At 55.3% G+C, this 25,610-nt stretch carries 28 protein-coding genes; 14 read left to right on the plus strand and 14 right to left on the minus strand.

Annotation, left to right across the window (positions count from 1 at the left end):
* Positions 1-24: 24 nt before the first annotated feature.
* Both AC2FLB_RS09135 and AC2FLB_RS09140 read right to left on the minus strand, forming a co-directional pair.
* The gene (locus AC2FLB_RS09135; RefSeq protein ID WP_496691438.1) at positions 25-1,590 is read right to left on the minus strand and encodes a sugar ABC transporter ATP-binding protein; all 1,566 of its coding nucleotides are present in this window, start codon (positions 1,588-1,590) and stop codon (positions 25-27) included.
* Positions 1,591-1,726: 136 nt separating this feature from the next.
* Positions 1,727-2,398 (minus strand): GntR family transcriptional regulator, encoded by a 672-nt coding sequence (locus AC2FLB_RS09140; protein WP_496691439.1) that lies wholly within the window; start codon positions 2,396-2,398, stop codon positions 1,727-1,729.
* A 92-nt stretch (positions 2,399-2,490) separates the two neighbouring features.
* Between AC2FLB_RS09140 and AC2FLB_RS09145 the strand changes: the two genes are divergently transcribed.
* From AC2FLB_RS09145 to AC2FLB_RS09205, 13 genes are all read left to right on the plus strand, one after another.
* Positions 2,491-3,375, plus strand: a complete 885-nt coding sequence (locus tag AC2FLB_RS09145) for an SMP-30/gluconolactonase/LRE family protein (protein WP_496709110.1) — start codon at positions 2,491-2,493, stop codon at positions 3,373-3,375.
* Between the two features lie 26 nt (positions 3,376-3,401).
* Positions 3,402-4,436, plus strand: a complete 1,035-nt coding sequence (locus AC2FLB_RS09150; RefSeq protein ID WP_058276292.1) for a sugar ABC transporter substrate-binding protein — start codon at positions 3,402-3,404, stop codon at positions 4,434-4,436.
* 84 nt (positions 4,437-4,520) lie between these two features.
* Entirely contained in the window at positions 4,521-6,044 is a 1,524-nt protein-coding gene (locus AC2FLB_RS09155) for a sugar ABC transporter ATP-binding protein (protein ID WP_496709111.1), read from the plus strand.
* On the plus strand, positions 6,041-7,042 hold the full coding sequence (locus AC2FLB_RS09160) for an ABC transporter permease (protein ID WP_496709112.1): 1,002 nt from the start codon (positions 6,041-6,043) through the stop codon (positions 7,040-7,042). Before AC2FLB_RS09155 ends, AC2FLB_RS09160 begins: the two co-directional genes overlap by 4 nt.
* Position 7,043: 1 nt before the next feature.
* Positions 7,044-7,832 carry an SDR family NAD(P)-dependent oxidoreductase gene (locus AC2FLB_RS09165; RefSeq protein WP_496709113.1) on the plus strand — a complete coding sequence of 263 codons (789 nt, stop codon included), beginning with the start codon at positions 7,044-7,046 and terminating at the stop codon, positions 7,830-7,832.
* Between the two features lie 22 nt (positions 7,833-7,854).
* Positions 7,855-8,349, plus strand: coding sequence for a lactoylglutathione lyase family protein (locus tag AC2FLB_RS09170; RefSeq protein WP_496702311.1), 495 nt, complete (start codon positions 7,855-7,857; stop codon positions 8,347-8,349).
* A complete protein-coding gene (locus tag AC2FLB_RS09175; protein WP_496709114.1) occupies positions 8,342-9,373 on the plus strand; it encodes a C-terminal binding protein in 1,032 nt (343 codons plus the stop codon). The genes AC2FLB_RS09170 and AC2FLB_RS09175 overlap by 8 nt, the downstream gene beginning before the upstream one ends.
* Positions 9,374-9,385: 12 nt before the next feature.
* Positions 9,386-10,075, plus strand: a complete 690-nt coding sequence (locus AC2FLB_RS09180) for an RraA family protein (RefSeq protein WP_496691446.1) — start codon at positions 9,386-9,388, stop codon at positions 10,073-10,075.
* The gene (locus tag AC2FLB_RS09185; RefSeq protein ID WP_496709115.1) at positions 10,056-10,976 is read left to right on the plus strand and encodes a 2-dehydro-3-deoxygalactonokinase; all 921 of its coding nucleotides are present in this window, start codon (positions 10,056-10,058) and stop codon (positions 10,974-10,976) included. The genes AC2FLB_RS09180 and AC2FLB_RS09185 overlap by 20 nt, the downstream gene beginning before the upstream one ends.
* Positions 10,973-11,599, plus strand: coding sequence for a 2-dehydro-3-deoxy-6-phosphogalactonate aldolase (locus AC2FLB_RS09190; RefSeq protein WP_496709116.1), 627 nt, complete (start codon positions 10,973-10,975; stop codon positions 11,597-11,599). The genes AC2FLB_RS09185 and AC2FLB_RS09190 overlap by 4 nt, the downstream gene beginning before the upstream one ends.
* Complete coding sequence (locus AC2FLB_RS09195; protein WP_496691449.1) at positions 11,596-12,297, plus strand: SDR family NAD(P)-dependent oxidoreductase; 702 nt, start codon at positions 11,596-11,598, stop codon at positions 12,295-12,297. Before AC2FLB_RS09190 ends, AC2FLB_RS09195 begins: the two co-directional genes overlap by 4 nt.
* A gap of 9 nt (positions 12,298-12,306) precedes the next feature.
* Entirely contained in the window at positions 12,307-12,825 is a 519-nt protein-coding gene (locus AC2FLB_RS09200) for a 2,4'-dihydroxyacetophenone dioxygenase family protein (protein WP_050606110.1), read from the plus strand.
* Positions 12,806-13,219 (plus strand): methylglyoxal synthase, encoded by a 414-nt coding sequence (locus AC2FLB_RS09205; protein WP_496691451.1) that lies wholly within the window; start codon positions 12,806-12,808, stop codon positions 13,217-13,219. Before AC2FLB_RS09200 ends, AC2FLB_RS09205 begins: the two co-directional genes overlap by 20 nt.
* 24 nt (positions 13,220-13,243) lie before the next feature.
* Here AC2FLB_RS09205 and AC2FLB_RS09210 read toward each other — a convergent pair whose 3' ends face one another.
* From AC2FLB_RS09210 to AC2FLB_RS09225, 4 genes are all read right to left on the minus strand, one after another.
* Complete coding sequence (locus tag AC2FLB_RS09210; protein WP_496709117.1) at positions 13,244-14,389, minus strand: alpha-hydroxy acid oxidase; 1,146 nt, start codon at positions 14,387-14,389, stop codon at positions 13,244-13,246.
* 47 nt (positions 14,390-14,436) lie between these two features.
* A complete protein-coding gene (locus AC2FLB_RS09215) occupies positions 14,437-15,720 on the minus strand; it encodes a TRAP transporter large permease (protein ID WP_496702296.1) in 1,284 nt (427 codons plus the stop codon).
* A 10-nt stretch (positions 15,721-15,730) separates the two neighbouring features.
* Positions 15,731-16,216: a TRAP transporter small permease gene (locus AC2FLB_RS09220; protein WP_496691454.1), complete on the minus strand. Its 486-nt coding sequence runs from the start codon at positions 16,214-16,216 to the stop codon at positions 15,731-15,733.
* Between the two features lie 78 nt (positions 16,217-16,294).
* The gene (locus AC2FLB_RS09225; protein ID WP_496691455.1) at positions 16,295-17,293 is read right to left on the minus strand and encodes a TRAP transporter substrate-binding protein; all 999 of its coding nucleotides are present in this window, start codon (positions 17,291-17,293) and stop codon (positions 16,295-16,297) included.
* A 117-nt stretch (positions 17,294-17,410) separates the two neighbouring features.
* On the opposite strand from AC2FLB_RS09225, the gene AC2FLB_RS09230 reads away from it, so the two are divergent.
* A complete protein-coding gene (locus AC2FLB_RS09230) occupies positions 17,411-18,082 on the plus strand; it encodes a GntR family transcriptional regulator (protein WP_496691456.1) in 672 nt (223 codons plus the stop codon).
* A gap of 1,002 nt (positions 18,083-19,084) precedes the next feature.
* Here the strand turns inward: AC2FLB_RS09230 and AC2FLB_RS09235 are convergent.
* The 8 genes from AC2FLB_RS09235 to napF are packed head-to-tail and all read right to left on the minus strand — an operon-like array spanning position 19,085 to position 25,591.
* Positions 19,085-19,342: a hypothetical protein gene (locus AC2FLB_RS09235; RefSeq protein ID WP_496691457.1), complete on the minus strand. Its 258-nt coding sequence runs from the start codon at positions 19,340-19,342 to the stop codon at positions 19,085-19,087.
* A gap of 13 nt (positions 19,343-19,355) precedes the next feature.
* Complete coding sequence (locus tag AC2FLB_RS09240; RefSeq protein WP_496702551.1) at positions 19,356-20,057, minus strand: NapC/NirT family cytochrome c; 702 nt, start codon at positions 20,055-20,057, stop codon at positions 19,356-19,358.
* A gap of 29 nt (positions 20,058-20,086) precedes the next feature.
* Positions 20,087-20,524 (minus strand): nitrate reductase cytochrome c-type subunit, encoded by a 438-nt coding sequence (locus tag AC2FLB_RS09245; RefSeq protein ID WP_496702553.1) that lies wholly within the window; start codon positions 20,522-20,524, stop codon positions 20,087-20,089.
* 12 nt (positions 20,525-20,536) lie between these two features.
* The gene (napH, locus tag AC2FLB_RS09250) at positions 20,537-21,454 is read right to left on the minus strand and encodes a quinol dehydrogenase ferredoxin subunit NapH (protein ID WP_496709118.1); all 918 of its coding nucleotides are present in this window, start codon (positions 21,452-21,454) and stop codon (positions 20,537-20,539) included.
* On the minus strand, positions 21,451-22,269 hold the full coding sequence (gene napG, locus AC2FLB_RS09255; protein ID WP_496709119.1) for a ferredoxin-type protein NapG: 819 nt from the start codon (positions 22,267-22,269) through the stop codon (positions 21,451-21,453). The genes napH and napG overlap by 4 nt, the downstream gene beginning before the upstream one ends.
* A gap of 27 nt (positions 22,270-22,296) precedes the next feature.
* Positions 22,297-24,789 (minus strand): nitrate reductase catalytic subunit NapA, encoded by a 2,493-nt coding sequence (gene napA / locus AC2FLB_RS09260; RefSeq protein WP_496709120.1) that lies wholly within the window; start codon positions 24,787-24,789, stop codon positions 22,297-22,299.
* On the minus strand, positions 24,786-25,079 hold the full coding sequence (locus tag AC2FLB_RS09265) for a chaperone NapD (protein ID WP_282027935.1): 294 nt from the start codon (positions 25,077-25,079) through the stop codon (positions 24,786-24,788). Before AC2FLB_RS09265 ends, napA begins: the two co-directional genes overlap by 4 nt.
* Positions 25,076-25,591, minus strand: coding sequence for a ferredoxin-type protein NapF (gene napF / locus AC2FLB_RS09270; RefSeq protein ID WP_496702283.1), 516 nt, complete (start codon positions 25,589-25,591; stop codon positions 25,076-25,078). The genes AC2FLB_RS09265 and napF overlap by 4 nt, the downstream gene beginning before the upstream one ends.
* Between the last annotated feature and the right edge of the window lie 19 nt (positions 25,592-25,610).

Below are 25,610 nucleotides of genomic sequence, written 5' to 3' on the forward strand. Positions count from 1 at the left end.
GCAAATTGGCTTGAGCTGTCATAGTCAAGTCGCGACTCCTGATTGATTGGTTTGGGTTGCATCCACCGATGGAACAGAGTTTCCGGCGGCCAATTGAAGGAGCGTGGTCTCGGTTGCGTCAACCGCCGCAACATCGCCCATGAGGCGACCGTCGTGAACCACAAGAATGCGCGTAGAGAGAGAGACAAGTTCAGGGAAATCGGATGACACCACGAGGATGGCCATACCTTCGGCGGCTCGACGTAAAAGCTCTGTGTGAATCTGAAATTTAGCCCCGACATCAACACCTTTTGTGGGCTCCTCGATGATCAGAAGAGCTGGAGAACGTTTGAGCCATTTGGCCAGCATGATCTTTTGCTGGTTGCCCCCTGACAGATCGCCAACAAGTTCGGTAATCCCGCTGGTTTTGACACTGAAGGCGTCAATGGCGGCCTGGCTCGCAGCTTTGATTGTGCTGGCACGTATGAAACCGACAGACGTGTGTTCGGAAAGACTGGCTGCAATCAGGTTGTCGCTGAGCGATTGTTCCAGAAATAGACCTTCGGTCTTGCGTTCCTCGGGGACAAACCCGACACCAGCGCGCATCGCTTGCCGCAAGGACGCAAAGCTGACTGGCTTGCCATGCAATCTGATTTCGCCTGTCGCGCCATGCATCAGTCCAGCGATGGACCGGACAATCTCGCTGCGGCGGGCGCCCATTAGACCGGCCATACCAACGATCTCTCCGGCTTTTATGGAAAACGAAATGTCTTCAAACTCGCCGGGGTGCGTCAGGTTCTTTACATTCAAAACTTCGTTGCCGCCGCCTTGATCCGAACGGGTGACATCACCGGGATGTGCGCCGCCGATCATCTCGGCAACGACCTTTTCCTGTGAGGTTTCTGACACGGGCAATGTGCTGATGCGGTGTCCGTCGCGCAGAACAGTGATGCGGTCTGAAATCTGGAAGATCTCGGCCATGTGGTGACTGACATACACGATGCCAATCCCCTTCTTTGTAAGGGACTTTAAGACGTCGAATAGTGCGTCCACTTCATCGGGTGCCAATGCTGAAGTTGGCTCATCCAAAAGCAGGACGCGGGAGTTCAGTGACAACGCCTTGGCAATTTCTACGATCTGGCGGGAGCTAATCGGAAGGCCGTCAACCGGCATGGAAACATCAATATCCAGACCGAACTCCGCCAACAACGCTTCCGCCCGACGACGCAATTCAGGCCAGTTGACGACACCCAACCGGGTGGGTACGCGGCCTGCGAAGATGTTTTCCGCTACGGAGAGGACACCGGCGAGGCTGAGTTCCTGAAAGACACAGCCAATACCGAGTGATTGCGCATGTGATGGGCTTTCAATCAGCTGCTCGTTGCCATCGCACAGGATTCGCCCGGCTGAAGGCTGGTGAAGTCCATAAAGAAGACCGAGGCAGGTGGATTTCCCAGCACCGTTTTCACCACAAAGCGCGTGAACTTCACCGGGTCTCAACTCGAAGTCGACACCGTCCAAAACAATATTCGTTCCGAAGCTTTTGCCAGCCGCTTCCAGTTGAATCAGTGGCTGTGACCTCAGTGCGCCATGTTCCATTGCAGGTGTCATACAAAGCTCCTCCCGCTTTTTGATTGGCATCTGATATCTCAGATGTCAATCAAAAAGAGATAGCGGTGAAGCGGAACAAGAAAGGGGCGGTGCCGATATGGCCCGCCCCCCTTCAAAAACTCAGCTGTTCTATGCGTCAGGGCGCAGCGGCTCCTTCGAGAACAATTGCAGCGCTCTTGTAGGCCTGCCGCGTGCGATCAATATGTGCCGTAAGAAGAGACTTGATCTTGGCCATGTCCCCTTCGCGCACTGCAATCGCAATCTTCGCATGTTCATCAAAAGAGAGTTCGGTGTGCTGCGGCAGCTTCGCCAGGTGGGTTCGTAGTGCTGCAATCTTACCGATGTATCGGGTATAGCTAGCCGTCAAATAATCGTTCCCGGCATGTTCGAAGATCAACTGATGAAACGTGGTATCTAGTGAAAGGTAGCCTTTCTCGTTGCCTCGCCTGCGTTCTCGCTCCATTTCCGTCACGACGCGTTGCATTTCACTGGCCAGTCCTTCCGGGTCACGCGACAATGCCAGTTCGAAGGCGGCTGTTTCGATCGCTTGTCTAAAGTCGCAGATTTGGGTGACTTCCGGTTCAGACAAAGAAAACACGCGTGCGCCTTTTTGCGGTTCGATACTGACCAACCCTTCGTCACGCAGTTGAGCGAGCGCCTCGCGGACCGGTGACTTAGACACGCCCAGTTCTTCGGAGATTTTTCGCTCCGACAAAACCTGACCCATCTTCAGGGAGCCATCGATAATGCTGTTCCGCAAATGCTCCAGTGCGAGTTCACGCAATGATTTGGGTCTCTCAAGGGCCATCTGGGGATATCTCCAAAAAAGGTGTTGCCAGATGCAAGATATCTGATACACCAGATTAGGCAAGCTGGTATATCAGATATCAGAAAGCGATAGTGGAGGTCAAAAAATTGCGCGCAGAGTTGGTGGTCGACTGCAAGAACCAGCACGGGGAAGGGATTTTCTGGAACCCCATCGATGGGCTTGTCTGGTGGACCGACATCGAAGGCAGCGCGCTTTGGTCATTTGATCCTGTAGCTTTGAAAAGCACGTCTCATAAGATGCCGGAACGCGTGTGTTGCTTTGCTCCGCGGATCTCTGGAGGGCTGATCGTTGCTTATGCAGATCGTGTCGTTTTGCTCGATCAAGCCATGAAAGAAGAATCCCTCGTCACCCGATTCGAGTCGAATAACGCGGAGACGCGGTTGAATGACGGGCGGACTGATCGTCAGGGGCGGTTGATTGTCGGTGGGATGAACGAAGTCTCGGGTAATGCCGATTCGTCGGTTATTTGCGTCGACACGGATCTGAACGTGCGCACAATCATCGAAGGGGTGTCTTGCGCCAATTCGACCTGCTTCACGGCGGATGGATCTACAATGTTCTTTGCCGATACCCCGGATCGGGAAATCGTGGCGTTCGACTACGACACTGATAGTGGATCTGTTTCGAACCGTCGGATGCATGTTTCTTTCGAGGATGAACCCGGTCTGCCCGATGGGTCCTGCGTGGATGCAGAAGGCGGCGTCTGGAATGCTGAATGGGAAGGCCATCGCGTTGTGCGCGTTGCACCCGACGGCACGATCAATCGCGTGATTGAGGTGCCGGTCTGGAAGCCCACCTGTTGCGCATTCGGCGGTCCAGACCTGGACACGCTTTTCATCACGACATCGCGGTTAATGAGTGACGAAGCCGCTTTATCAAAAGAACCGGAATCCGGCGGTCTCTTCGCCGTGAAACCCGGCATTCGTGGCGTGATCGACACGCCGTTCAACGGATAACCAACGAATTTCTGGAGGAGAAAACAATGTTGAAAACGCTTATGAGCACTACGCTTGCCGCGGGGTTCGTCACGCTGGCAACGGTCGCAATGGCCGAGAACTATCCGACACCGGTGCCGTTGCAGGACGGGGCACAGGCTGCGATTGATGCGATTGAACCCAAGAATGACACGTTCCGGATCGCGTATATGCCACCGGCTACCGAGTTCAACTACTACATCGCCATTGGTGAGGGCATCAAAGCGGTCGCTGCGGAGGCCGGGGTCGAAGTCTTCATGCTCGCGCCTCAGTCTGGCGCGGATATCAACGGTCAGATGGGTATGATCCAGGATGTACTGACACAGGATGTGGATGCGATCATCTTTGGAACGCATGATGAATTTGCTGCGGCGCCGCTACTTAAGCAGGCCGTTGACAAGGGCATGGCTGTTTTGATGATCAACTCGGACATCCCGAACTTTCCGACTCCAATCCACGGTGTGGTCGGGTATTCTCAGCGCAATGGTACTCAGGCCATCGCTGATTGGGCCATCGAGACCTATGGCGATCAACCATTGAAGGTCGGCATCATCGAAGGGCAGCCAGGGTATCACTCAACCGAGCGGGTCGGTGGCTTTCTCGACGGAATTGAGGGCAACGACAACTTTGAAGTCGTTGTATCCATCGATGGCAAATGGAACGTCGAAGGCGGCAACACAGCTGGCATGGATATCCTGCAGTCGAACCCCGATCTCGACATGATCTTTGCTGCGAATGACTACATGATCATTGGAGCATCCTTTGCTGCGAAAGCACTCGGCCGTAATGACATCGTTCTATTGGGCAATGATGGCGACACGTCCGGCCTTGAAGAGATCGCGGCGGGCAACATCACGGCAACCGTCAACACTTCACCATTCCTGATGGGTAAAGCGGCAATGCACGCCACTATTGATGCGCTTAACGGGTCTTATCCCGGTGGCTGGATCGAAACGCCCACATCGATTGAGGACAAGGATGGCGCGATCAGTGTGCTGCAAGAGCCTGAAAAGCTCTTCCCACAACCGTCCAAAGAATACTGAGCCATCTCCCCGCATCCCGGTGGCGCGCGTGCGTGCTGCCGGGTTGCAAACCAGCCGAATTTCATTTTTGTCGAGGCAATCGCAATGACACCCGCAACGCCCCTTTGGGAGTTTGTCGATATTACCAAGGCCTATCCCGGCGTCTTGGCGAACGACAAGGTCTGCATCCGGCTTATGCCCGGTTCCATTCATGGGCTGCTGGGCGAAAACGGCTGTGGCAAGTCCACGATGATCAAAACCTTGTCCGGCGTACAGCAACCAGATAGCGGCCAAATCCTGTACAATGGAAAGTCTGTCACAATCAGCGACCCGCAGGCGGCGCGCGATTTGGGCATCGCGACAGTTTTTCAGGAATTCTCGATCGTGCCGACCTTATCGGTTGGCGAAAACATCTTCCTTGGCAATATGCCTCGGTCTCGCTTTGGTGTGATCGATTGGGCCAGGGTCTACGATGAAGCCGCCCGCGTGTTGGCGGAAATGGATGTCGATGTTTCACCCGAAACTATCACCGGTACGCTGTCGGTAGGCGAGCAACAGTTGGTCGAGATCGCGAAAGCCATCGCGATGGATGCCCGCATGATCATCCTTGATGAGCCAACTGCGGCATTGGGCGAAGATGAGATTGAGCGCCTGCACCAGCTTTTGCGAAATATGCGCGAACGCGGCACCGCCATCCTCTATGTTTCTCATAGGCTGGATGAGGTTGAGCGGATCGTCGATGAAGTGACGATCTTACGCAACGGATGCGTTGTGCGCGCAAGTGGTGAGACCAAGATCACTGTCTCTGAGATTGTCAGCGCCATGGTTGGTGAAGACATTGGTGAGCATTATCCCAAAGAGCAGAACGCCACCGATGATATTGTGCTGGAGGCGTCCGGTCTGGCCACAAAATCAGGTGTGAAAGATGTTTCGTTTTCACTGTGCCGAGGCGAGGTTTTAGGCTTGGGTGGCGTCTTGGGCAGTGGCCGCACAGAAATTGCGCGCGCGCTGTTCGGGACCGACGAATTGATTGCCGGGCAAGTAACGCTGAACGGCAAACCGGTTCACTTCCGCCGGGAAATCGATGCGATCCGTGCTGGATTGGCCCTCGTTCCGGAAAACCGCAAGTTTGACGGGTTGTTCTTCAACTTCCGCGCAAGCGGGAACGTCACTGCAGCGTCTTTAGGCGAGCTAAGCCGGTTCGGAGTCTTGAACCTTAAGGTGGAAGATCAAGCCACCCATGATCTGATCCGCGATCTAGAAATCTCGACCCAGGCCGAAGAAAAAACGGTCAATTTCCTGTCTGGTGGCAATCAGCAGAAGATCGTGATCGCGCGCTGGCTGTTCTCTGCCTCGGACATCCTGATCCTCGATGAGCCGACACAGGGGATCGATATTGGCGCCAAGATCGCCGTCTACAAGCTGATCAACAGGCTCACCCGTGCGGGAAAATCGATCATCCTGATCAGTTCGGACCATGACGAGCTGCTGGCGATGAGTGACCGGATTGCCGTTGTACAACATGGCACAATCGCGCGCACGGTCGATGCATCTGAGCTTACTCATGACGATCTAGTGCGCGCTTCCGCCGACATTCCCCATTCCAAGCCTGAGGAGGCTTTCGCATGAAGCGGATTTTTGACACTCAATTGATTGGGCCATTTGCAGCCATGGTGATCGTCGCCCTGATTGTCGCCCTTACGACAGAGCGCTTTCTGAACCCAGGCAACCTGTCGAACCTGTCCTTGCAGGTGAGCATTGTGGCGTTGATCGCAATTGGATCTACCATCGTGATTTTCGCGGCGGGCATTGACCTGAGTTCAGGGTCGATGGTGGCCTTGCTAACCATGATCCTTGCGCAGTTGTTGAAATTCATCGGTATTCCGTTGGTTTTGGCGCTGCCACTCATTCTCTTTATTGGCGGGTTGCTCGGTCTTTTCATCGGATTGATAACCGCCTACGGGCGCATTCCGTCGTTCATCACCACACTGGCGGCATTGATTGCCTTTCGAGGCCTTGCGCTGACCTTCAACAACGGCTCGCCGATCTTTTCGCTGGATCCAGCGCTAGAGCCGATCTTTTACGGTAAGCTGTTCGGCGTTCCGTTGCCGTTCTTCTACCTCGTGTTCTTCTATGCCCTTGCCGCGTTCACGATGAACTTCACAAAACTCGGCCGCGAGATCTATGCCGTGGGTGGCAACCCAGCCGCTGCCGTTCTGACGGGCATCAACGTCCGTAAGGTTCAGACCACGACATTTGTCATCGCGGGTTTCATGACGGCTGTCGGGGCCATCCTGATGTCAGCACGCCTCAACTCGGGTTCGCCCAACTATGGCCAGACGCTGGAACTGCAGGCCATTGCTGCTGCTGTAGTTGGGGGCGCCAGTCTTGCAGGCGGGCGTGGCAACATCCTCGCCACGCTGATGGGAGCGATGACAATCGTTATCGTCCAGAATGGTCTGAACCTGAACGCCGCACCATCTTCTGTTCAGAACATCGTGCTGGGCCTGATCATCTTGATGGCCGTTGGAATAGATATGTGGCGCGCGGAAATCTCTACGTTGATGGGGCGCATGTTCGGCCGCTCGTCATCGCAGCAATCATCAAACGTTAAGAAGGAGGCTTGAGATGGATCTAGGTCTCAAGGATAAGCTGGTCCTGGTGACCGGTTCAGGTTCCGGTATCGGCAAAGCCACTGCCCGGCTTTACCTGGAAGAAGGCGCCCGGGTCATCGTGCATGGCCTAACCGAGGCGGAAGTGTCCGCCTGCGTCGATGACCTGTCATCTCTGGGCGAGGTTGAAGGCATTGCGGCCGACCTAACAAAAACCGCTGATGCGGATACTCTGGCGGATTTCGCGCAAGCGCGCGGTACAGTTGATGTGCTGGTCAACAATGTCGGCATCTTTTCGGTCAAACCGTTTGAGGATCTGACCGATGACGACTGGATGCATTACTTCAACATCAACGTCCTGTCCGCCGTTCGGATGAGCCGGATTTTCCTGCCCGAGATGCTACGCCGGGGGGAAGGGTCCATCATAAACATGGCCAGCGAAGCAGCGGTCAAACCTCTACCCCAGATGGTGCATTACTCCGTTACTAAAACTGCCATGTTAGGTCTCACGCGTGGCATGGCAGAGTTGACAAAAGGGACGAAAGTCCGGGTTAACTCAATCCTGCCCGGTCCAACCTGGACCGAAGGTGTCGAGGCCTACTTTGACGGCCTCGCCGATCAAAAAGGTGATCCGCTCGACACGATCGTCGACAATTACTTCAAATCGGATGAGCCAACCTCCCTTATTCAACGCTTCGTCCAGCCAGACGAGGTCGCCCGCATGATCGTCACAATCTCGGCCAGCACTGCCTCCAATGGTTCTGCGCACCGGATCGAAGGCGGCATCGTACGTAACATTCTTTAACTGCTAACAGAAGGAGCCTGCCATGGCCGCTCTTACATTCTCTCATATCGGCATCACGGTTCCAGACCTGGAAAAAGCCGTGGAGTTCTATTCCAAAGCATTTGGTCTCTACGTGTTGATGGAGCCAACCGAAGTACTACACGACGAAAGCGCCATCGGTCAGATGTGCGATGATGTGTTCGGAGAAGGCTGGGGAAGTTTTCGCATCGCCCATTTGTCGATGGGGGATGGTGTCGGCATCGAGTTGTTCGAATTCCCGAAAACTGTCGAAGAGGAGCGCCCGTTTGAATACTGGCGGCGAGGCTTGTTCCATTTCTGCGTGCAGGACGAGGATTTGGAAGGTCGCATCAAGATCATTGAAGATCTGGGGGGCCGCCAGCGCATGGAACAGGTGCGTAAGTATTACCCCGGCGAAAAGCCCTATCGCATGGTCTATATGGAAGATCCGTTTGGGAATATCTTTGAGCTCTACAGTCACTCGTACGAATTGACCTATTCGGCGGGTGCCTATGACTGATCTCGCTAGCATTGCTCCTAAAACGGACAAACCCAAGGTCGTGATCACCGATTACGATTTTGGTGACGTCTCCGTTGAGAAGGAAATCCTGGAAGCCGCCGGTGCCGAAGTGATCGCGCTTCAGGCCAAGCGTCAGGAAGACCTGTTCGATGTCGCGCCGCATTGCGCTGCGATGATGAATCAATACGCTCGGATCGGGAAAGAAACAATCACGCGGATGCAAAAGTGCGAGGTCATCGCGCGATATGGTGTTGGCGTGGATATCGTTGATGTCGGCACGGCGACGGACAAAGGCATTCTGGTCACCAACGTGCAAAACTACTGTACCGAGGAAGTCGCCGATCACGCGATTGCCCTTTGGCTCACCTTGGCTCGCAAGCTGCCGGACTATGATCGGGCCACGCATGCGGGGGTTTGGAAATGGCAAAGTGGGCAGCCTGTTTACCGTCTGCGCGGACGCACGATGGGTGTTGTTTCGCTGGGTAAAATCGGGCAAGCCATCGTCGCGCGGGCGCAATCCTTCGGGGTTACCGTCATTGCATTTGATCCGTTTTTACCCCGAGAAGTAGCCGCGAAGTTTGGGGTCGAGTTGGTGAGCAAACCCGAGTTGCTGGCACGATCTGACTATGTCCTGATGCAGGCACCGATGACGCCGGATACGCATCACTTTCTGTCTGACGCCGAATTCTCCGCCATGAAACCGGGCGCGATACTTGTGAACACCGGGCGCGGGCCCACAGTTGACAACAAGGCGCTGTTCCGGGCGCTGACAGAGGGTCGTCTGGCCGCAGCGGGGCTCGACGACCCCGAAGAAGAACCCGCCAAGCGTGCAAATTGGACGCCCAATGACAACCCGCTGTTCACATTGCCCAACGTCCTCGTGACGCCGCATTCAGCCTACTATTCCGAGGAATCCATACACGCAGCGCGGGTCACCGCGGCCACGCAAGTGGCCAAGGTCCTGACAGGGCAAAAACCCGACTACACCGTCAATGCTGACGCATTGGCTGTATCTACCGCATAATAGGAGAATAGAATGCCAGAAGTCAGCACGGACCTTAGGGTTTTCAATGATTTTGAAAGAAGCCCGGAACTGCTCAAGAAATTCGACAAGGTGTTAGAGGCGTACTCTGCCGCAGCCATTTTCGCGGATGTGCAATACCGAACTGGTGTGATGGATAGCGCCATCAAGCCAGCTTTCCGCGCCAAGGTGACAGGCCAAGCCGTGACGGTTCAGCTTTCAAAAGGCGATCTGGTGGACCCTTTGAAAGCGCTTGAAATGGGACAACCCGGGGATGTGATCGTCGTGGACGCGGGTGGTGATCGTCAAACGTCAGTTTGCGGCGGTTTAATGGGCGGTCTCGCCAAGAACCGTGGCATCCGCGGCATGATCGTTGATGGCACCGGGCGCGACACAGACGAACTGGAAGACATCAACTGGCCAATCTGGACGCGTGCGATCACGCCGCGTGGGACGCACACGATGTTCTCAGAACGTAAAGAAGAGCTTTCGATCAATGTGCCAATTGCCTGCGGAGGCGTCGTCGTGAATCCTGGCGATTTCATCGTAGCTGATCTGATGGGTGTCGTCGTGATTCCACAGGAAATCGCCGAAGAAACCGTGCGCCTTGCTCAAGAGCAAGCTGACCGTGAGGAGGAAACCCGTAAATGGGTGGCCCAAGGCAAAACCGTCGAGGATCTGCTGAATGAATTCGGTCGCATCTGAGCCAGCGCTGATCGGCGTCGATTGGGGCACTTCATCGTTCCGTGCTTTTCTCATTGGAGCAGAGGGCGAGGTGATCGACGGGGTCTCGTCGCCTGAAGGCATAATGCAGGTTGCGGGTCAAACCTTTGAGTCGGTTCTTGATCGTCTTATCGGCCCTTGGGTTGCCAAGGCAAACCTGCCTATCCTGGCATCTGGCATGATTACCAGCCGCAATGGCTGGGTTGAAACGCGCTATGCCGAAATGCCGCTCGGCGCGGGCGGTCTTGCACGGGCTCTGGTCCCTCATGACGCAACCAGTGGAGCACGCATTCACTTTGTAACGGGTGCTTCGACCGAACATGCCGGATGTCCGGACGTCATGCGCGGCGAAGAAACCCAGATCATTGGGGCCTCTTCGCTGGGCTTAAGCGAAGGTACGTTTGTGATGCCGGGAACTCACAGCAAATGGGTTCAGGTTGCAGGCGGGAAAATCGTGGATTTTTCGACTTACATGACGGGTGAGATCTTCTCTGCGCTGAAAGGGCACACAATCCTCGGGACATTGATGAAGGACGATACCTTCAGTGAGGAGGCGTTCACAATGGGTGTAAAAGCCGGCCTCGATGGAACGTCGAACCTGCTGCACAGCCTTTTCCATGTCCGGACTCTTCCTCTCATGGGCAAAATTCCAAAGGTTGCAACGGCTGACTACATGTCAGGTTTGTTGATCGGTACCGAAGTAGCTGCTGCAACGGGTGAATTGAACGAAGTTGGGACAATCACTGTTGTAGGACGTAGCGATTTGTCAGACCGCTACGAAATTGCTCTTCGAATAGCCGGTTTCGAAAGTCGTCGCGCGCCAGTTGATATAGTGGCAAAGGGGCATTTCCTGATCGCACGCGCTGCGGGGTTACTCGGATGATTGACCTTACTGCAGCGCTTGCGGCAAATCCGCTGATTGCGATTTTGCGGGGGCTGGCACCAGAAAATGCGCGCCCGGTGTCTGATGTGCTCTTCAATGCCGGGTTTCGGATTATTGAAGTGCCGCTCAACTCACCGGACTCGCTGGACTCGATATCGCAGATCGTTGCGAAACATGGCGCTCAAGCCATAGTCGGCGCTGGCACAGTGTTGACCACGGATCAGGTCGCGGCGGCCGCAGATGCGGGCGGGCGCATCATCGTATCACCCAATATGAATCCGGACGTCGGGCGCGCGGCTGTCGCACGGGGTCTGATTTGGTGTCCGGGCGTCATGACCCCGTCCGAGGCCTTTGCGGCATTGGAAATCGGAGCCTCGGTGCTCAAATTCTTTCCGGCGGAAATGGTGCCCCCCGCTGCCATAGCGGCTATGCGCGCCGTATTGCCTGCAGACGCAGTCGTCGCTGCGGTAGGTGGCATAACGCCGGATACGATGGCGTCGTATCATGCTGCGGGTGCAGATGGATATGGGCTGGGCTCCGCACTGTTCAAACCGAGCTATACATTGGATGATATCGACAGGCGCGCGCGCGCCTTCACCAGTGTATTGGAGGAACTTGGATGAAACAGGCCCTTGTTACGGGCGGTACACGAGGGATCGGTGCGGGTGTCGCGCGATCGCTGGCTGAGGCAGGCTGGTCCGTCATCGCTGCATCTGCGTCCCAATCCGAGTTGGATGCGTTCGTGCCCCAGAACGGGATCAAGGTACAGACCCTGGATGTGACTGATCAGGTCTCCGTCGATACGGTGTTTAGCGATCTTACGCGTCTTGATGCTTTGGTGAACTGCGCAGGTATTCTTATGCGTGAAGAAGAATACAACATCGACGTATTTGCCAAGGTGCTTGATGTGAACTTGACCGGTACGATGCGCTGCTGCCTCGCCGTACATCCTTTGCTGGCGGAAACAGATGGGGCCATCGTCAATACCGCCTCCATGCTCAGCATCTTTGGTGGGCCTTTGGTTCCAGCCTATTCCGCTTCCAAGGGCGGCGTTGCACAATTAACCAAGGCGCTTGCAGGTCGCTGGGCCGAAGACGGCATCCGGGTCAACGCCATCGCGCCGGGGTGGATCGAAACAGAGATGACCCAAGGTCTGCGGGAAGATTCCGCGCGAACAGCCGGAATCATGGCGCGCACGCCGATGAAACGCTGGGGAAAACCCGAAGAGGTCGGCGCGCTTGTGCAATGGCTTTTAAGTGAAAATGCCAGCTTTGTGACCGGATCGATCTATCCGGTCGATGGCGGCTATCTCGCTATGTGAGGAATATCAATGAATGACGACGACACCGCCCGAATGCCTTATCAATTGCCGTTCCCCAAGGATGCGCAAGAAGAGATCGTGATCCCGAACGCGATGAGCGAAGACGACAGGCTATGGGTTCCGCAGGCTGAAAACGTCTGGTTCCGGCCGCTCTGTCTGAACCGCTCGCAAGGCTATTGGATGAACCTTCTCAAAGTGCGCAAAGCTGGTGTTCTTTCACGGCACCGCCATCCGCAACCTGTCCACGGCTTTGTCTTGAAAGGGCGTTGGCATTACCTGGAACACGATTGGGTGGCGGAAGAAGGGGGTTATGTCTTTGAGCCGCCGGGTGAGACGCATACTTTGGTCGTCCCGGACGATGTCGAAGAGATGGTCACATATTTTCAGGTCAATGGCGTGATGTGCTATGTTGATCCGTGGGGCAAGGTTACTGGCTACGAAGATGTCTTTACCAAGATTGATCTGTGCCGAAAACACTTTGCGGAAGTAGGACTTGGAGAAGACTACGTTGAACAATTCATCCGGTGATGCGCCGCGTTTCGCGCTAGTGGCTCATGATGCGCGAAAGGACGAAATCGTTGAATGGGTGGGTCTACAACAGTCTCGCCTGTTCGGCGTGCAAATCTTTTCGACAGGGACAACCGGCGGTCGACTAAAAGAGGCCTTTCCAGAGCTGAATGTGACTTGCCTGAAAAGTGGACCGCTCGGGGGTGATCAACAGATCGGCGCTATGATCTGTGAAGAGAAACTGGATGCATTGATTTTCTTTGTCGACCCTTTGTCACCAATGCCGCACGATGTTGATGTTAAAGCTCTGACCCGCCTGGCGACGGTCTATAACCTGCCGATGGCTTGTTCGCGTTCAACTGCGGATCTGATCGTTAATGGATTGCTTGACGAGGCGACGAGCGGGTGTGTGTGATACGCGGTGCTTAGCGAAGGGTGATTAGCCACTCTTGAGAAGGTGCTCGGCCAAGTTGTCGAGGTTTTCAGCGCCCAACTGACTCATATTGGCCTCAATGTCTGCTTTCAGGATGTGAACGAGATGGTCGACCCCTCGCGCTCCAAACGCTGCGACAGCATATTGAAAGGCGCGTCCGACCATGACGAAATCTGCACCTTTCGCCAGGGCGCGCATTATGTCCAACCCCCAGGCAATGCCGGAATCGTAGATAAGTGGCATGTCTGTACCGACCGCTTCGCGAATACCCGGCAATTGATCAATCACGGCGGGCCCGGCTTCGAATTGCCGCCCAGAGTGGTTGGATACCCAAATGCAGTCCACGCCCTCGGTTACCATTTTTTGAGCATCTTCAGGCCGCAGGACACCCTTGACGATCAAATTGCCTTCCCACTCCTGTCGTAACTCGCGCAGGTACTCCCAATCCGGAATCCCACGGATCAAGGCGCCCGCGTGGGTAAAGCTTTCGCGCCCGCGTGTGGGGACATAATCGTCAAAGAACCGCATACGTGGCATGATGCCCTCGCGCAGATGTGCGAGGCACCATGCGGGACGTGAAGCCATTTCTAACAGAGTGCGTAAGTCAGCTTTTGGAGGCACCGTCAGATTGGCGCGGCGTTGTCGTTCGCGCCGACTCTCTTCTGGAACGTCCACCGTGATAATCAGCGTATGAAATCCCGCTGCCTTAATCCTCGGCAGCATGGCGCGGCGCAATTCACCGGAGTTCACCGGGTAATGCTGAAACCATCCATTGTGGCCAATGTGGGGCGCCACATCTTCCGGCGATGCTACTGCCACGCTGGACAACGAAAACGGAATGTTGTGAGCGACCGCCGCCTTTGCAAGCATCCGCTCTGCACCCGCCCACATCAGGCCGGACATGCCCACAGGCGCTATTCCGAAAGGCAGATCATATGTTTTATCCATCAGTGTAGTCTGCAGATCGGCCTTTGTTCGGCCGCATAGAACACGCGGCATGAATCCGATGGCATCAAGTGCGTCCCGGTTGACCTTCAACCCCAGCTCCCGGCCGGTCGCGCTGTCGAGGTATTCGAAGGCAAACTTCGGGATGCGCTTTCGCGCGGTTTTCCGAAGGTCTTCTATCGACGGGTGGGATAGGTCCAGATCCATCCGGGTCCTCTGGTTTTGTTGTCTAACGTTTGAAGCGCCGCAGCCGGTCACCAAAGGGATGGCAAGGCTAGGGAAATTGCCGGCACATAGGTGATGAACATCAACAGTATCAGCATGCCGGCAAAGAATGGCAGGATTGCCCGGCTGAGGCTTTCGATGGAAACCTTTGAAATGCTGCTGGCCACGAACAGGTTTACGCCCAAAGGTGGCGTGCAGAATCCGATGGCCAGATTGACCGTCAGAATGACGCCAAAGACGATCGGATCGACACCCAGCGCGGTTGCAACCGGCAACAGGATCGGCGTCATGATGATGATCGACGATATCGTCTCCATGAACATGCCGATCACCAGCAAAAGCAGATTGATCAACAACAGAATAATGATCGGATTGTCGGACAGGCTGGTGATCGTTGTGGCGAGTTCTGTCGGGATTCTTGCAAGCGTGATCAGTCTGCCAAAGGCGGTCGCCATGATCACCAATATCAGAATTGTGCCGCTCGTCTTTGCACTGCCCGCCAAAACCTCTGGCAGGTCCTTCAGGGTGATGTCGCCATAGACGACGATGCCGATGAAGGCGGCATAAACCACGGCCACCGCACCGGCTTCGGTCGGGGTGAAGATACCGCTGTAGATGCCGCCGAGGATGATTACAGGCACCAGAAGTGCCCAGATCGAAGACCGGAAGCTCTGCCAAACACCCGGGCCTGAGAACGTGGTTGTCGATTGCTGAACAACCTCATCCTTTCGCAGCAGGACACGGGCGACCAACATGAACATGAGGGCAAAGAGGATGCCGGGAACAACACCCGCAAGGAACAGCTTGCCGATCGAAACCTCAGCAGTAACGCCATAGATGATGAAGGGGATGCTTGGAGGGATCATCACGCCGATCATCCCCGAGGACGCCGTCAATGCGCCGCTGAATTTGCGCGTATAGCCGACCTTTTCCATCTCGGGGATCATGTTTGATCCGATGGCGGCGACGGTTGCAGGGGACGACCCGGATATGGCGGCAAAGAACACACAGGCGAGCACGTTCACATAAGCCAGCCCGCCCCGGATATGACCTATCAGTGCATTGGCGAACCCAACCAGACGGCGCGACATTCCACCGTGCTGCATCAGGTCGCCTGCCAGAATGAATAGAGGAACAGCTATCAGGGGAAACGAGTCCGCGCCTGTCACCACTGATCGTGCCAGCAAAACCATGGGTGGCGTGCCATCCACGAAGACCATTACGGTCATGGTCGCAAGACCTAGGCAGATGCCAATTGGTACGCTGAAGAGCAGAAGAGCGAAAAGCGTCAGGAAAAGCGTTGTTGCAAGCATGCCGGGTTCCTCACGCTTTGGTTCCTGCGATCAGACGCAGGGTTCGGATCAAATGTTGAGTGACGCGGATCGCGGATAAGCCTGCACCGACCGGCGCTGAGGCATACAGGATCGGGATTGGCAGCCCCAAAACAACTGAGGTTTGGCTGGCCACAAAGGGTTGCCGGATCAGCTTGATAGATTCAATTGTCAGAACGATCAGGAATCCAAGGACAAGAAGCGCGATCACAACATCCGCGTATAGCCTTGCCCGCTCGCTCAGGACATCGCGCAGGACTGTAATGCGCACATGATCGCCGGTGTGGAAGGCATAGCTGACGCCAAGCCAGACGAACCAGACAAACAGCCAAAGCGTTAGCTCTTCTCCCCATGAAAGAGAGGCATTCATGATGTAGCGCATGAACACGTTGCCAAAAATCAACACGACAATCGCGGCTAGTAGCGCACTGGCTAGGACCTTTTCCGCGTTCATATCGATCCATTTGATCACCGACATCGTTCACCTCCCCTTGAACGAAAGGGGCGCCCGAACCTGCTTGGCACGGGTGCCCGGATTGGCTGAGTAAACCGTGGGTCAGCTTCCGCTTGCTGCGGACACCGCCGCGACCCAAGCGTCGTAGGCTTCGGCGCCAACTTCGTCGCGATATTGAAGACGAACGCTTTCTGTTTTGTCGGCAAAGGCTTGTCTCTGCTCTGCAGTCAGCTCCAGAATCTCGACACCAGCGGCACGGATCTGTTCCAACTGCTCCGCATCTTCGCTGGCGACCAGTTCAGCCTGATAGTCACGTGCGGCAGCCATCGAGTCCCGGATTAGTTGCTGATGCTCCGCAGGCAGCGAGTCAAAAAATGGCTTGGAGACGACCGGCATGTAGACCGCAAAGACATGGCCCGTGGTCGAAAGGTATTTCTGCACTTCGTAAAAACGCTGCGAAGTAATGATCGCCAGGGGGTTTTCCTGCCCGTCGATCACGCCTTGCTGGAGGGCAGAATAAACCTCGCCAAAGTTCATCGGCGTTGGGTTGGCGCCGAGAGTTTCGAAGGTTGCCACATGTGCTGGAACTTTCATCGTGCGCAGCTTGACACCCTCGAGATCTGCGGGGGTTGCAACTGGGCGGACATTGTTGGTCACATTGCGTACTCCCAATTCAAGCCAGCCAAGACCGACCAATCCCTGGTTTTCGACACGTGCAAGCATGCCTTCACCGGCCTCACCATCAAGAACATCAAAGGCGATGTCTTTGGAAGCATACATGTAGGGAAGTTCGATCACTGCAAAGGCCGGATCCCAACCTGCGAAGAACGAAGACGGGGGAATGGCCATTTCAAGAACACCGGTTTGAACACCTTCGATCATCTCGCGGTCCGGGCCCATCTGCGACGAGGGGAAAATCTGTACGTCGATCTCACCATTCGAGCCAGCTTCGACCAGTTCTTCAAATTTCAGTAGCGCGCGATGCATATGAAACGCTTCTGCTGCGCCGTGCCCAACCTTAATGACTGTTTCAGCGGATGCTGCAAAAGCAAGCCCGGCTGACATGACGACGCCAAGCGCCAATGTTGATTTCTTGAACAAGGTATCCTCCCACGGATTTGGTTATTTTATATCTATTATCTGAGATATCAGATATAATATAGAAATCAAGCGTACATGTGCTATTGTGTTAGAGAGACGAAATAGGACGAAGTGAAAATGACCGAGATTTTGCAGATTAAGCGACCGGATTCGTTGAGTAAAACTGCTGAAGAGCACATCCGAAAAGGCATTATCAATGGCACGTTTCAATTGGGTGAATCGTTGCCGGAAGTGAAGCTGTCAAATGCCATGGGCATCAGCAAAACTCCGATTCGCGAAGCGCTATCGGCTTTGAATCTTCAGGGGCTCGTTCAGATCTTTCCTCATCGAGGAGCTTTTGTATTCTCTCTTTCTCAAGAGGATGTGGTGCAGCTTTGCCAATACAGACTCATCCTCGAAGCTGCTGCTATGGAGCAGGCAGTCAAAGAAAATGGTAACGCTCTGCTTGATGAACTTGCAGATACTGTATCGAAGATGTCTGAAGCGCGGGAAGCAGATGAATTCGAGCAGTACTTGGAACTAGATGCAGAATTTCACCACGCCTTTTTCAGGTACTGCAAAAACAGCTATTTGAGTGATGGTTACCAAAAAGTCGGCGACATCGTCCAAACCATGCGGACTCATCTGTCCAAGCGTTCTGATCGAACGAAGAAGTCGTTCCAGGAGCATCAAGCGATCACGGCGCTTCTGAGCGAGGGTAAAGTAAAAGCTGCAAAGAACATCCTCAAACGACAAATCACTCGCGGCGAGCGTTCCTATTCCGATTTGGTGGGAGTCGATCAAAGATAGGTGCCTCACCTATAGAAGTCGCACTGAAGACTGGTGGAGGCACTCTGACTACTCTGATTTGATGGCAATACTTTGAGTCGTAAATGGTAAAACTTGTGCGTTTCAGAAAATCCAGTTGATTCAAAATCAATAGCTTAGCTGTCGCTGGTGGCAGAACCATGCAATTTTCGGTTCACTTCCTTCATCCAGCACTAAGACCGATTTCATTGATCCTGATTTCCCATTTGGGAAAATCAGGGCTGATTTGCAGATCAGACAACGAAGGCGGCTGTTCCTGCTGATCTGCCAAGTGGCGAACGCGGATGGAGGCGAGGCAATGCTATTCGACAATAGTGGTGCGGCCCGCAGGCGCAGCCGAGGACACGGTGTTGTCTAATAGGGTTGCCCGAGGGGAAAGGCAGCGTCTCACCCCAGATGGCCAGAGGCGTTTGGCTTGTCCAAATCCTGCTGGCCCTAAAACAAGTGCGGCGGTGCGGGCTGCGCTGTTACTTTTTGCGCCAGAACAGGTTGTTTTTTTGCGCAGTACAAAATGGTGGGAGTAGTACAAGCAGAGCCCGGATCTTGCCAGGCCAATCATGGTTCCTAGGATTACGCGCTTAGGGGCGCCATTGTGCGCAATAAGATATGGAATCAATCTGCAGTGGACTCATTGAGGCCTACTTGCCTGAATCAATTTGGCTGAAACACTATCTTTAAGGGTTTGATATGATATCTATTTTATTGCAGCTAGATGTCGTAATACCGGTCCATTGCAAGGCGTGGTCGAATGCTCCAGTGGCGCGTGGGCTGCAGCTGAAAATCTACACCAACGCGAGCAATGGTCCCTCGGCACGGATTGCTCGATGGTTCTGACGGCTTCCATCTCCAAATCTTATCAGATGAGAAATCAGGGGATGTCCATTCCATCAGATCCCTTCTGCACCTAGCCGCTATCTACCCCAGAGCGTCGGGTAAAGGACCAATCACTAAGCCGCCATTGCCCAGCACGCTCCGGTCTTTCTGTTAGACCGTTGCCCCTTTGATACGGATCGCAGAACCCAGTGTTCCAGCACACAGACCCACAACAATGGCGATCAGAAGTTCGGTCGTTGCAACATTGGCAAAGTCCCAATGGGCAAACAGCAGCGTCCCAACAATGCCGATCAAACCGCCCATCATGGCCCCCAACCAGAGGCGGCGCGTCATCATGCCAAGCGCAATGCCCAGAATGCCTGGAAGGCCGATGATGTTGCCTCCGATTGTTCCCAGAAGTTCCAGCATAACTTACCCCTTTTCAGTCCGACTGTATGGTCAGGTATGACCGGATTTCTGTGCTGCCGTCAGCAACCTGTTGTTGCAAGTTACCTGCAGATTTATTAGCCAACGCATCGGTGATTTTCTGGTATTCTTCCTGATAACCCTGCGGCAGGCTGTGTGCGATGCCTTGGTGGCAGTCGATGCAGGTCATGTTGTTGTCAATTGCCCGCTGATGTTCCGATGCAGCGCGTGCTTCTTGAATGGTGAAATCCATATAGTCAAAGTTATGGCAGTTGCGGCACTCGCGGCTATCAGAGGCCTTCATCTTTTTCCAGACCGCCGAAGCCATACTTAGCCGATGCGCTTCGTATTTCTCAGGCGTGCTGATGGTTCCGGCAAGCTCGTGATAGACATCTTTAACAGCCATGATTTTGGCCTTGATCTTGTGGTTCCATTCATGTGGCACGTGGCAGTCAGAACAGATCGCGCGGACACCGGAGTGGTTGTTATAGTGGATCGTCTCGCGGTATTCGCCCAGATTGGTTTCCATCGTGTGGCACGAGGTACAGAATTCCTCGGTATTGGTCAGTTCCAATGTCCAGTGGAACCCACCCCAGAACAGAATACCGGCCAGAAACCCGGCGAGGATCAGAAAGCCCGAGCTGAACATAACAGCCGGGGTCCAGATCGCGTTCCAGAGGCGGCGGATCCAACCGCGGTTTTCGGGGGAGTCTGCCATCTTGGTGCTCCTTTCAGACATGCGTTGGATTAATTGCCGGACGAGGGTTCAAACACGTTGTCGACCAACGCAGGCGCATCTGCCTGAGGCACGTGGCACTGGTTGCAGAAATAACGGGTCCCGGCGATGTGATCCAACTCATTGCCGTCACGATCCAGATAATGGGTCATCGACAGGGTCGGCGCATTGCGTTCCCCGGCTTTGGTCCAGTCATGGCAGGACAGGCATTGATTGGTGCGCACGTCAATCTGGTATTGCTCGATCGAGTGGGGGACAAGCGGTGGTTGCTGGCGATAGTTGCGCTGCATCCGTCCTTCCACGTTCTTGTGAATCCGGTCCAACGGAATGGGTTCATCCACCTCGGCGCCACGCAGGGTTTGCACCGGCGCAGATTGCGCAAGGACGAACCCGCTCAGGAATATAACGGGGATCAGGGCGACGACACCTGTGAGGATTGGCTTGTTCATCTCGGCACTCCCTTAAATAGGTCTGGCTACGCTCGGTTCAGGCGCGGGAACTGGATCGGAAGGTGCGGCGACTTGGTCGTCGAACCGGTGAGTAAATTTGAAGACATCAACTGCACAGACATCGATACAGCGACCGCAGTTTGAGCAGTCGGTTGACAGGATCAGCGGCGTGGCACCCGGCTTGCCCTTCAGCGCGGGCGAAATGATGTGGTTTTCGGGGCAGACGGCGTAGCAAGCCATGCAATCGTCACAGGCCGAGCGGTTAACCGCGCTGACCCGTAACAGGCTTTTGGTGCCGATCAGGCCATAAAACGCACCGACCGGGCATATGTGGCCGCACCAGCCGTGACGGGCGACAAGCACATCAAAGACAAAGATCGCAACGACCATGGCCCAGACAAAACCGGCCCCAAAGATCAGTCCGCGATGCAGCATGGTGATTGGGTTGATAATCTCCCATGCGATCACGCCGGTGAGACCCGAGACGATCAGCACGGTGGCCAATATCCACAACCGCGTGCGCCGTTTAGGTTGCCAACCTTTCGGCAAATCCAACCGCCTGTGCAACCAGTTGGCGGCGTCGGTCACTGGGTTGATCGGACAGACCCACGAGCAATAGACGCGGCCTCCGACCAGCGCATAGGCCACCACGACGATCAAGCCGCCAATAAAAGCGGTCATCGCCGGCCAATGCCCGGCGATGATGCTTTGCAATAGTATGAATGGGTCCGTCAGCGGCAGTACACCCAGGGTCTGCGATCCTGCCAAGGTACCTTTTACGACCCAGATGCCGAACCAGGGTCCCAACAGGAACAGGACCAGAAAGAACAGCTGACTGATACGGCGCAGTATCAGGTATTTATGCGCGCCGACCCAGCCTTTGACCGCCACGGTTTCTTGGCCTATGGGCATATGTGTGCGGATGGTCATTGTCCCACCCCTGGAAGATCATAGCCGGGTTCAAAACCACCCGGTGCGATCAGGTTGTCGACCCCCGGGCCGGGCAGGCGGTCGGGCAGGTCGATTATGCCTTCAACAACCGGCGCGCCCTTGGCATCTTTTTCTTCCCAACCTTTGCGGTAATGATCCGCGCTGCTGCCCCGCGCAAGACGTGCCGGCAATACCTTGATTGCGGCTTCTGGCAGAACACAGCTTTTTTCGCACATGCCACAGCCGGTGCAGCGGTCGGCATGTACGGTTGGGATAAACATCGCATGGTGGCCCGAGCGGGCGTTATGCGCTGTTTCCAGCGTGATCGCTTCGTCTATCACGGGGCAGACACGGTAACAAACGTCACACCGCAATCCCAGGAAGTTCAGGCAGTTTTCCTGATCGACCAAAACCGCGACGCCCATTTTGGCATCGTCAATGTTATCCAACTTGGGATCTAGCGCACCGGTCGGGCAGGCGGCAACACAAGGGATGTCGTCGCACATTTCACAAGGCACATCGCGAGCGGTAAAATATGGCGTGCCCGTCGCCCCGGCATCCGACCCAAGCTCGGCCAGTTTCAAGGTATCATAGGGGCAGTCTCGCACACACAGCCCGCAGCGAATGCAGGCCGACAAGAACTCCCGCTCTGGCAGCGCACCGGGGGGGCGCAAAGCCTCGGCCGACAATGCACGGGCGTCGCGGGCCAGCCAGGCCAGCAGTGATCCGGCGACCATACAGCCGCCTGCCGCACGAGCCGTATCCTGAAGGAAGCGGCGACGTTTCGGCGAAAGAGGTGTCTCGGCGAGTGGCATGGGGATTACCTTTGCGATCCGTGCCGATTACGCGCGCTCGACCTTACAAGCGCATTTCTTGTAGTCGGTTTCCTTCGACAGCGGACAGGTTGCATCCAGCGTCAGCTTGTTGGTCAACTGGTGTTCATCAAACCACGGCATAAAGACCAAGCCGCGCGGCACCTTGTTGCGCCCGCGTGTCTCAACCCGACTGGTGACCTCGCCACGGCGGGTCGACAACACGATTTCCTGCCCGCGGCGCAGGCCGCGATCCTTGGCGTCTTGTGGATGCATATAGACAACTGCCGACGGGAAGGCCCGGTGCAGTTCCGGCACCCTGCGTGTCATCGAGCCTGAATGCCAATGTTCCAGCACGCGACCGGTCGACAGCCACAGATCATATTCTTCGTCCGGCTCTTCTGCGGCGGGTTCGTAGGGGGCAAAGATGATTTTTGCCTTGCCGTCCTTGTGACCGTAGAATTTAACATCCGCGCCTTCGGGCACATACGGATCGTACCCTTCGCGGAAGCGGTAAAGGGTTTCTTGCCCGTCTACGACCGGCCAGCGCAACCCACGCGCCTGGTGATAGGTTTCGAACGGCGCAAGGTCATGTGCGTGGCCACGGCCAAATTCGGCATATTCCTCAAACAGGCCTTTCTGAACGTAGAACCCAAAATGCTCGGATTCGTCGTTGTCAAAGCCTTCCGCAGTTTCGGCTAGGGGGTACTTATCCACCGATCCGTTGGCGTAAAGCACATCATACATCGTCTTGCCGCGGTGTTCGGGCATCTTGGCCAGCAGCTCTTCATCCCAAACCTCTTCAACGGTGAAGCGCTTCGAAAACTCCATCAATTGCCACAGGTCCGATTTTGCTTCACCTGGCGCTTTCACCTGCTGACGCCAGAACTGCGTACGGCGTTCCGCATTGCCATAGGCGCCTTCCTTTTCGACCCACATGGCGGTGGGCAGGATCAAATCGGCAGAGACAGCCGTGACCGTTGGATAAGGGTCAGAGACTGCGATGAAGTTTTCCGGGTTGCGATAGCCCGGGTAACCTTCCTCATTGATATTGGGTGCCGCTTGCATGTTGTTGTTGCACTGCACCCAATAGGCATTCAGTTCACCATCCTTCAGCTTCCGGTGCTGCAAGACAGCATGGAACCCGGGCTTAGGTGGAATAGTACCTGCCGGGATATTCCAGGCGGTTTCGCAAATCTGACGGTGTTCGTCATTTGCCACCACCATGTCAGCAGGCAGGCGGTGGGCGAACGTGCCCACCTCACGCGCGGTTCCACAGGCCGAGGGCTGACCGGTCAGCGAGAAAGGCGAGTTGCCGGGTTCTGAGATCTTACCAACCAGCAGGTGTACATTATACATCAGCGAATTCACCCACGATCCGCGGGTGTGCTGGTTGAAGCCCATGGTCCACAAGCTCATCACTTTGCGGTTCGGGTCTGCATATTGTTGCGCCAGCTTCCCAAGTTTATCGGCGGGCACGCCAGACAGTTCGGCTGTGTATTCCAACGTATAAGGCGCGACCGCCTCGGCGTATTCTTCAAAGCTGATCGTCTCGAGCTTGCCCGAGTTTGGGTTCTCTGCCTCTTGCTGCAGCGTGTTTGTATCGCGCAGACCATAACCGATATCGGTGGCGGTCTTGGTGATGTTGACGTGTTTGTTGACAAACTCTTCGTTCACCGCGCCGTTCTGAATGATGTAATTGGCGATGTAATTCAGGATCGCCAGATCGGTCTGCGGGTTAAACACTAGGCCATTATCGGCAAGCTCGAACGAGCGATGTTCGAATGTCGATAGAACATGCACTTCGCATCCCGGCTTGGTCAGGCGCGTGTCGGTCAGGCGCGACCACAGGATCGGGTGCATTTCGGCCATGTTCGATCCCCACAGCACGAAAGTATCCGCGTGTTCCAGGTCGTCATAGCAACCCATCGGCTCGTCAATTCCGAAGGTACGCATAAAGCCCACGACCGCGGACGCCATACAGTGCCGCGCGTTGGGGTCGATATTGTTGGACCGGAACCCGGCTTTCATCAATTTCGAAGCAGCATAGCCTTCCCAAACCGTCCACTGGCCTGACCCGAACATGCCGACACTGGTCGGGCCCTTCTTGGCCAGCGCCTCTTTCCATTTGGCAGCCATGACGTCAAAGGCTTCGTCCCAACTGACCGGCTCAAACTCACCGTTCTTGTCATATTCGCCGTTGGTCTTGCGCAGCAATGGGGTGGTCAGGCGATCCTTGCCATACATGATCTTGGACAGGAAATAGCCCTTGATGCAGTTCAGCCCGCGATTGACCGGCGCGTCAGGGTCACCCTGAGTGGCGACAACACGCCCGTCCTTGGTACCTACCAGCACAGAACAGCCGGTGCCACAGAACCGGCAGGCGGCCTTGTCCCAGCGAATGTCAGGAGTGCCCACCTGCGCGGCGGCCTGACCAGTGGCCAGAGGAATACCTGCGGCAGAGGCCGTCGCTGCGGCCGCTGAGGCCTTGAGGAATGTCCGACGATTTTCTGATATGGTCATAGCGTGGGCCTCCGGCTGGTGGTTTGGCTTGGGGCATCGGGATGCGGATGGCTGTCCGCAGTGTCCTCGAAATGGTGGTACGTTAACGTCAGAGAAATCACCCCGGGGATCTGGTGCAGGTCCATGATGATCTCGGACGCAAGGCGTGTCGGCGTGTCTTCGACAACAATTACGAAACGGCCGTCTTCGGCCTCGGCGTGAATTTCGACACCGACCGTGCCTTTCATTGCCTCGGACGCCGCCAGTGCCTGCGCTGGTGCGATATGTAAAAGGCATCCGCAGATATTCATTGGCTGACTTCCGTTTGAGATATGGTTTTGCGTTTCAATGTGACGGCATCGACCGGGCATGACACCATACACGACCCACAGCCAGTGCAGGCGTCGAGGTCTAAAGATGGATCCGCGCGGCCACCCATTTGCAGCCTGAAGCTGATGGCGTTCTGATCGCAATTATCCTGACACACTCGGCAGCTGACACCGTTGACAGACAGGCAGGACGCAGCTTCGACCGACGCGCGCCACGGCCAATCTTGCAGGCGTTCTATGTCCAGGGCATCCGTGGGACAGGATTGAGCGCAACTCCCACAAAAAGTGCAGGGACCCTCGGTGGGTTGAAACACCGGATACCCATCCTGACCAATGGCAATCACACTTTCGGGGCAAGCTTCGACACAGTCGCCACATTTACTGCATTGATCTGCAAAACCAGGCACAACCGAACCCGGAGGTCGAACAAGATTACTGTCCTCCCGGAATGCGGTGACGCCCAAAAATGCGCGTCGGCTGGTCAGTTGACTCATATCGCTTTGACCTGGCTAT

The sequence above is a fragment of the Ruegeria sp. CDSA236 genome (assembly GCF_059611285.1).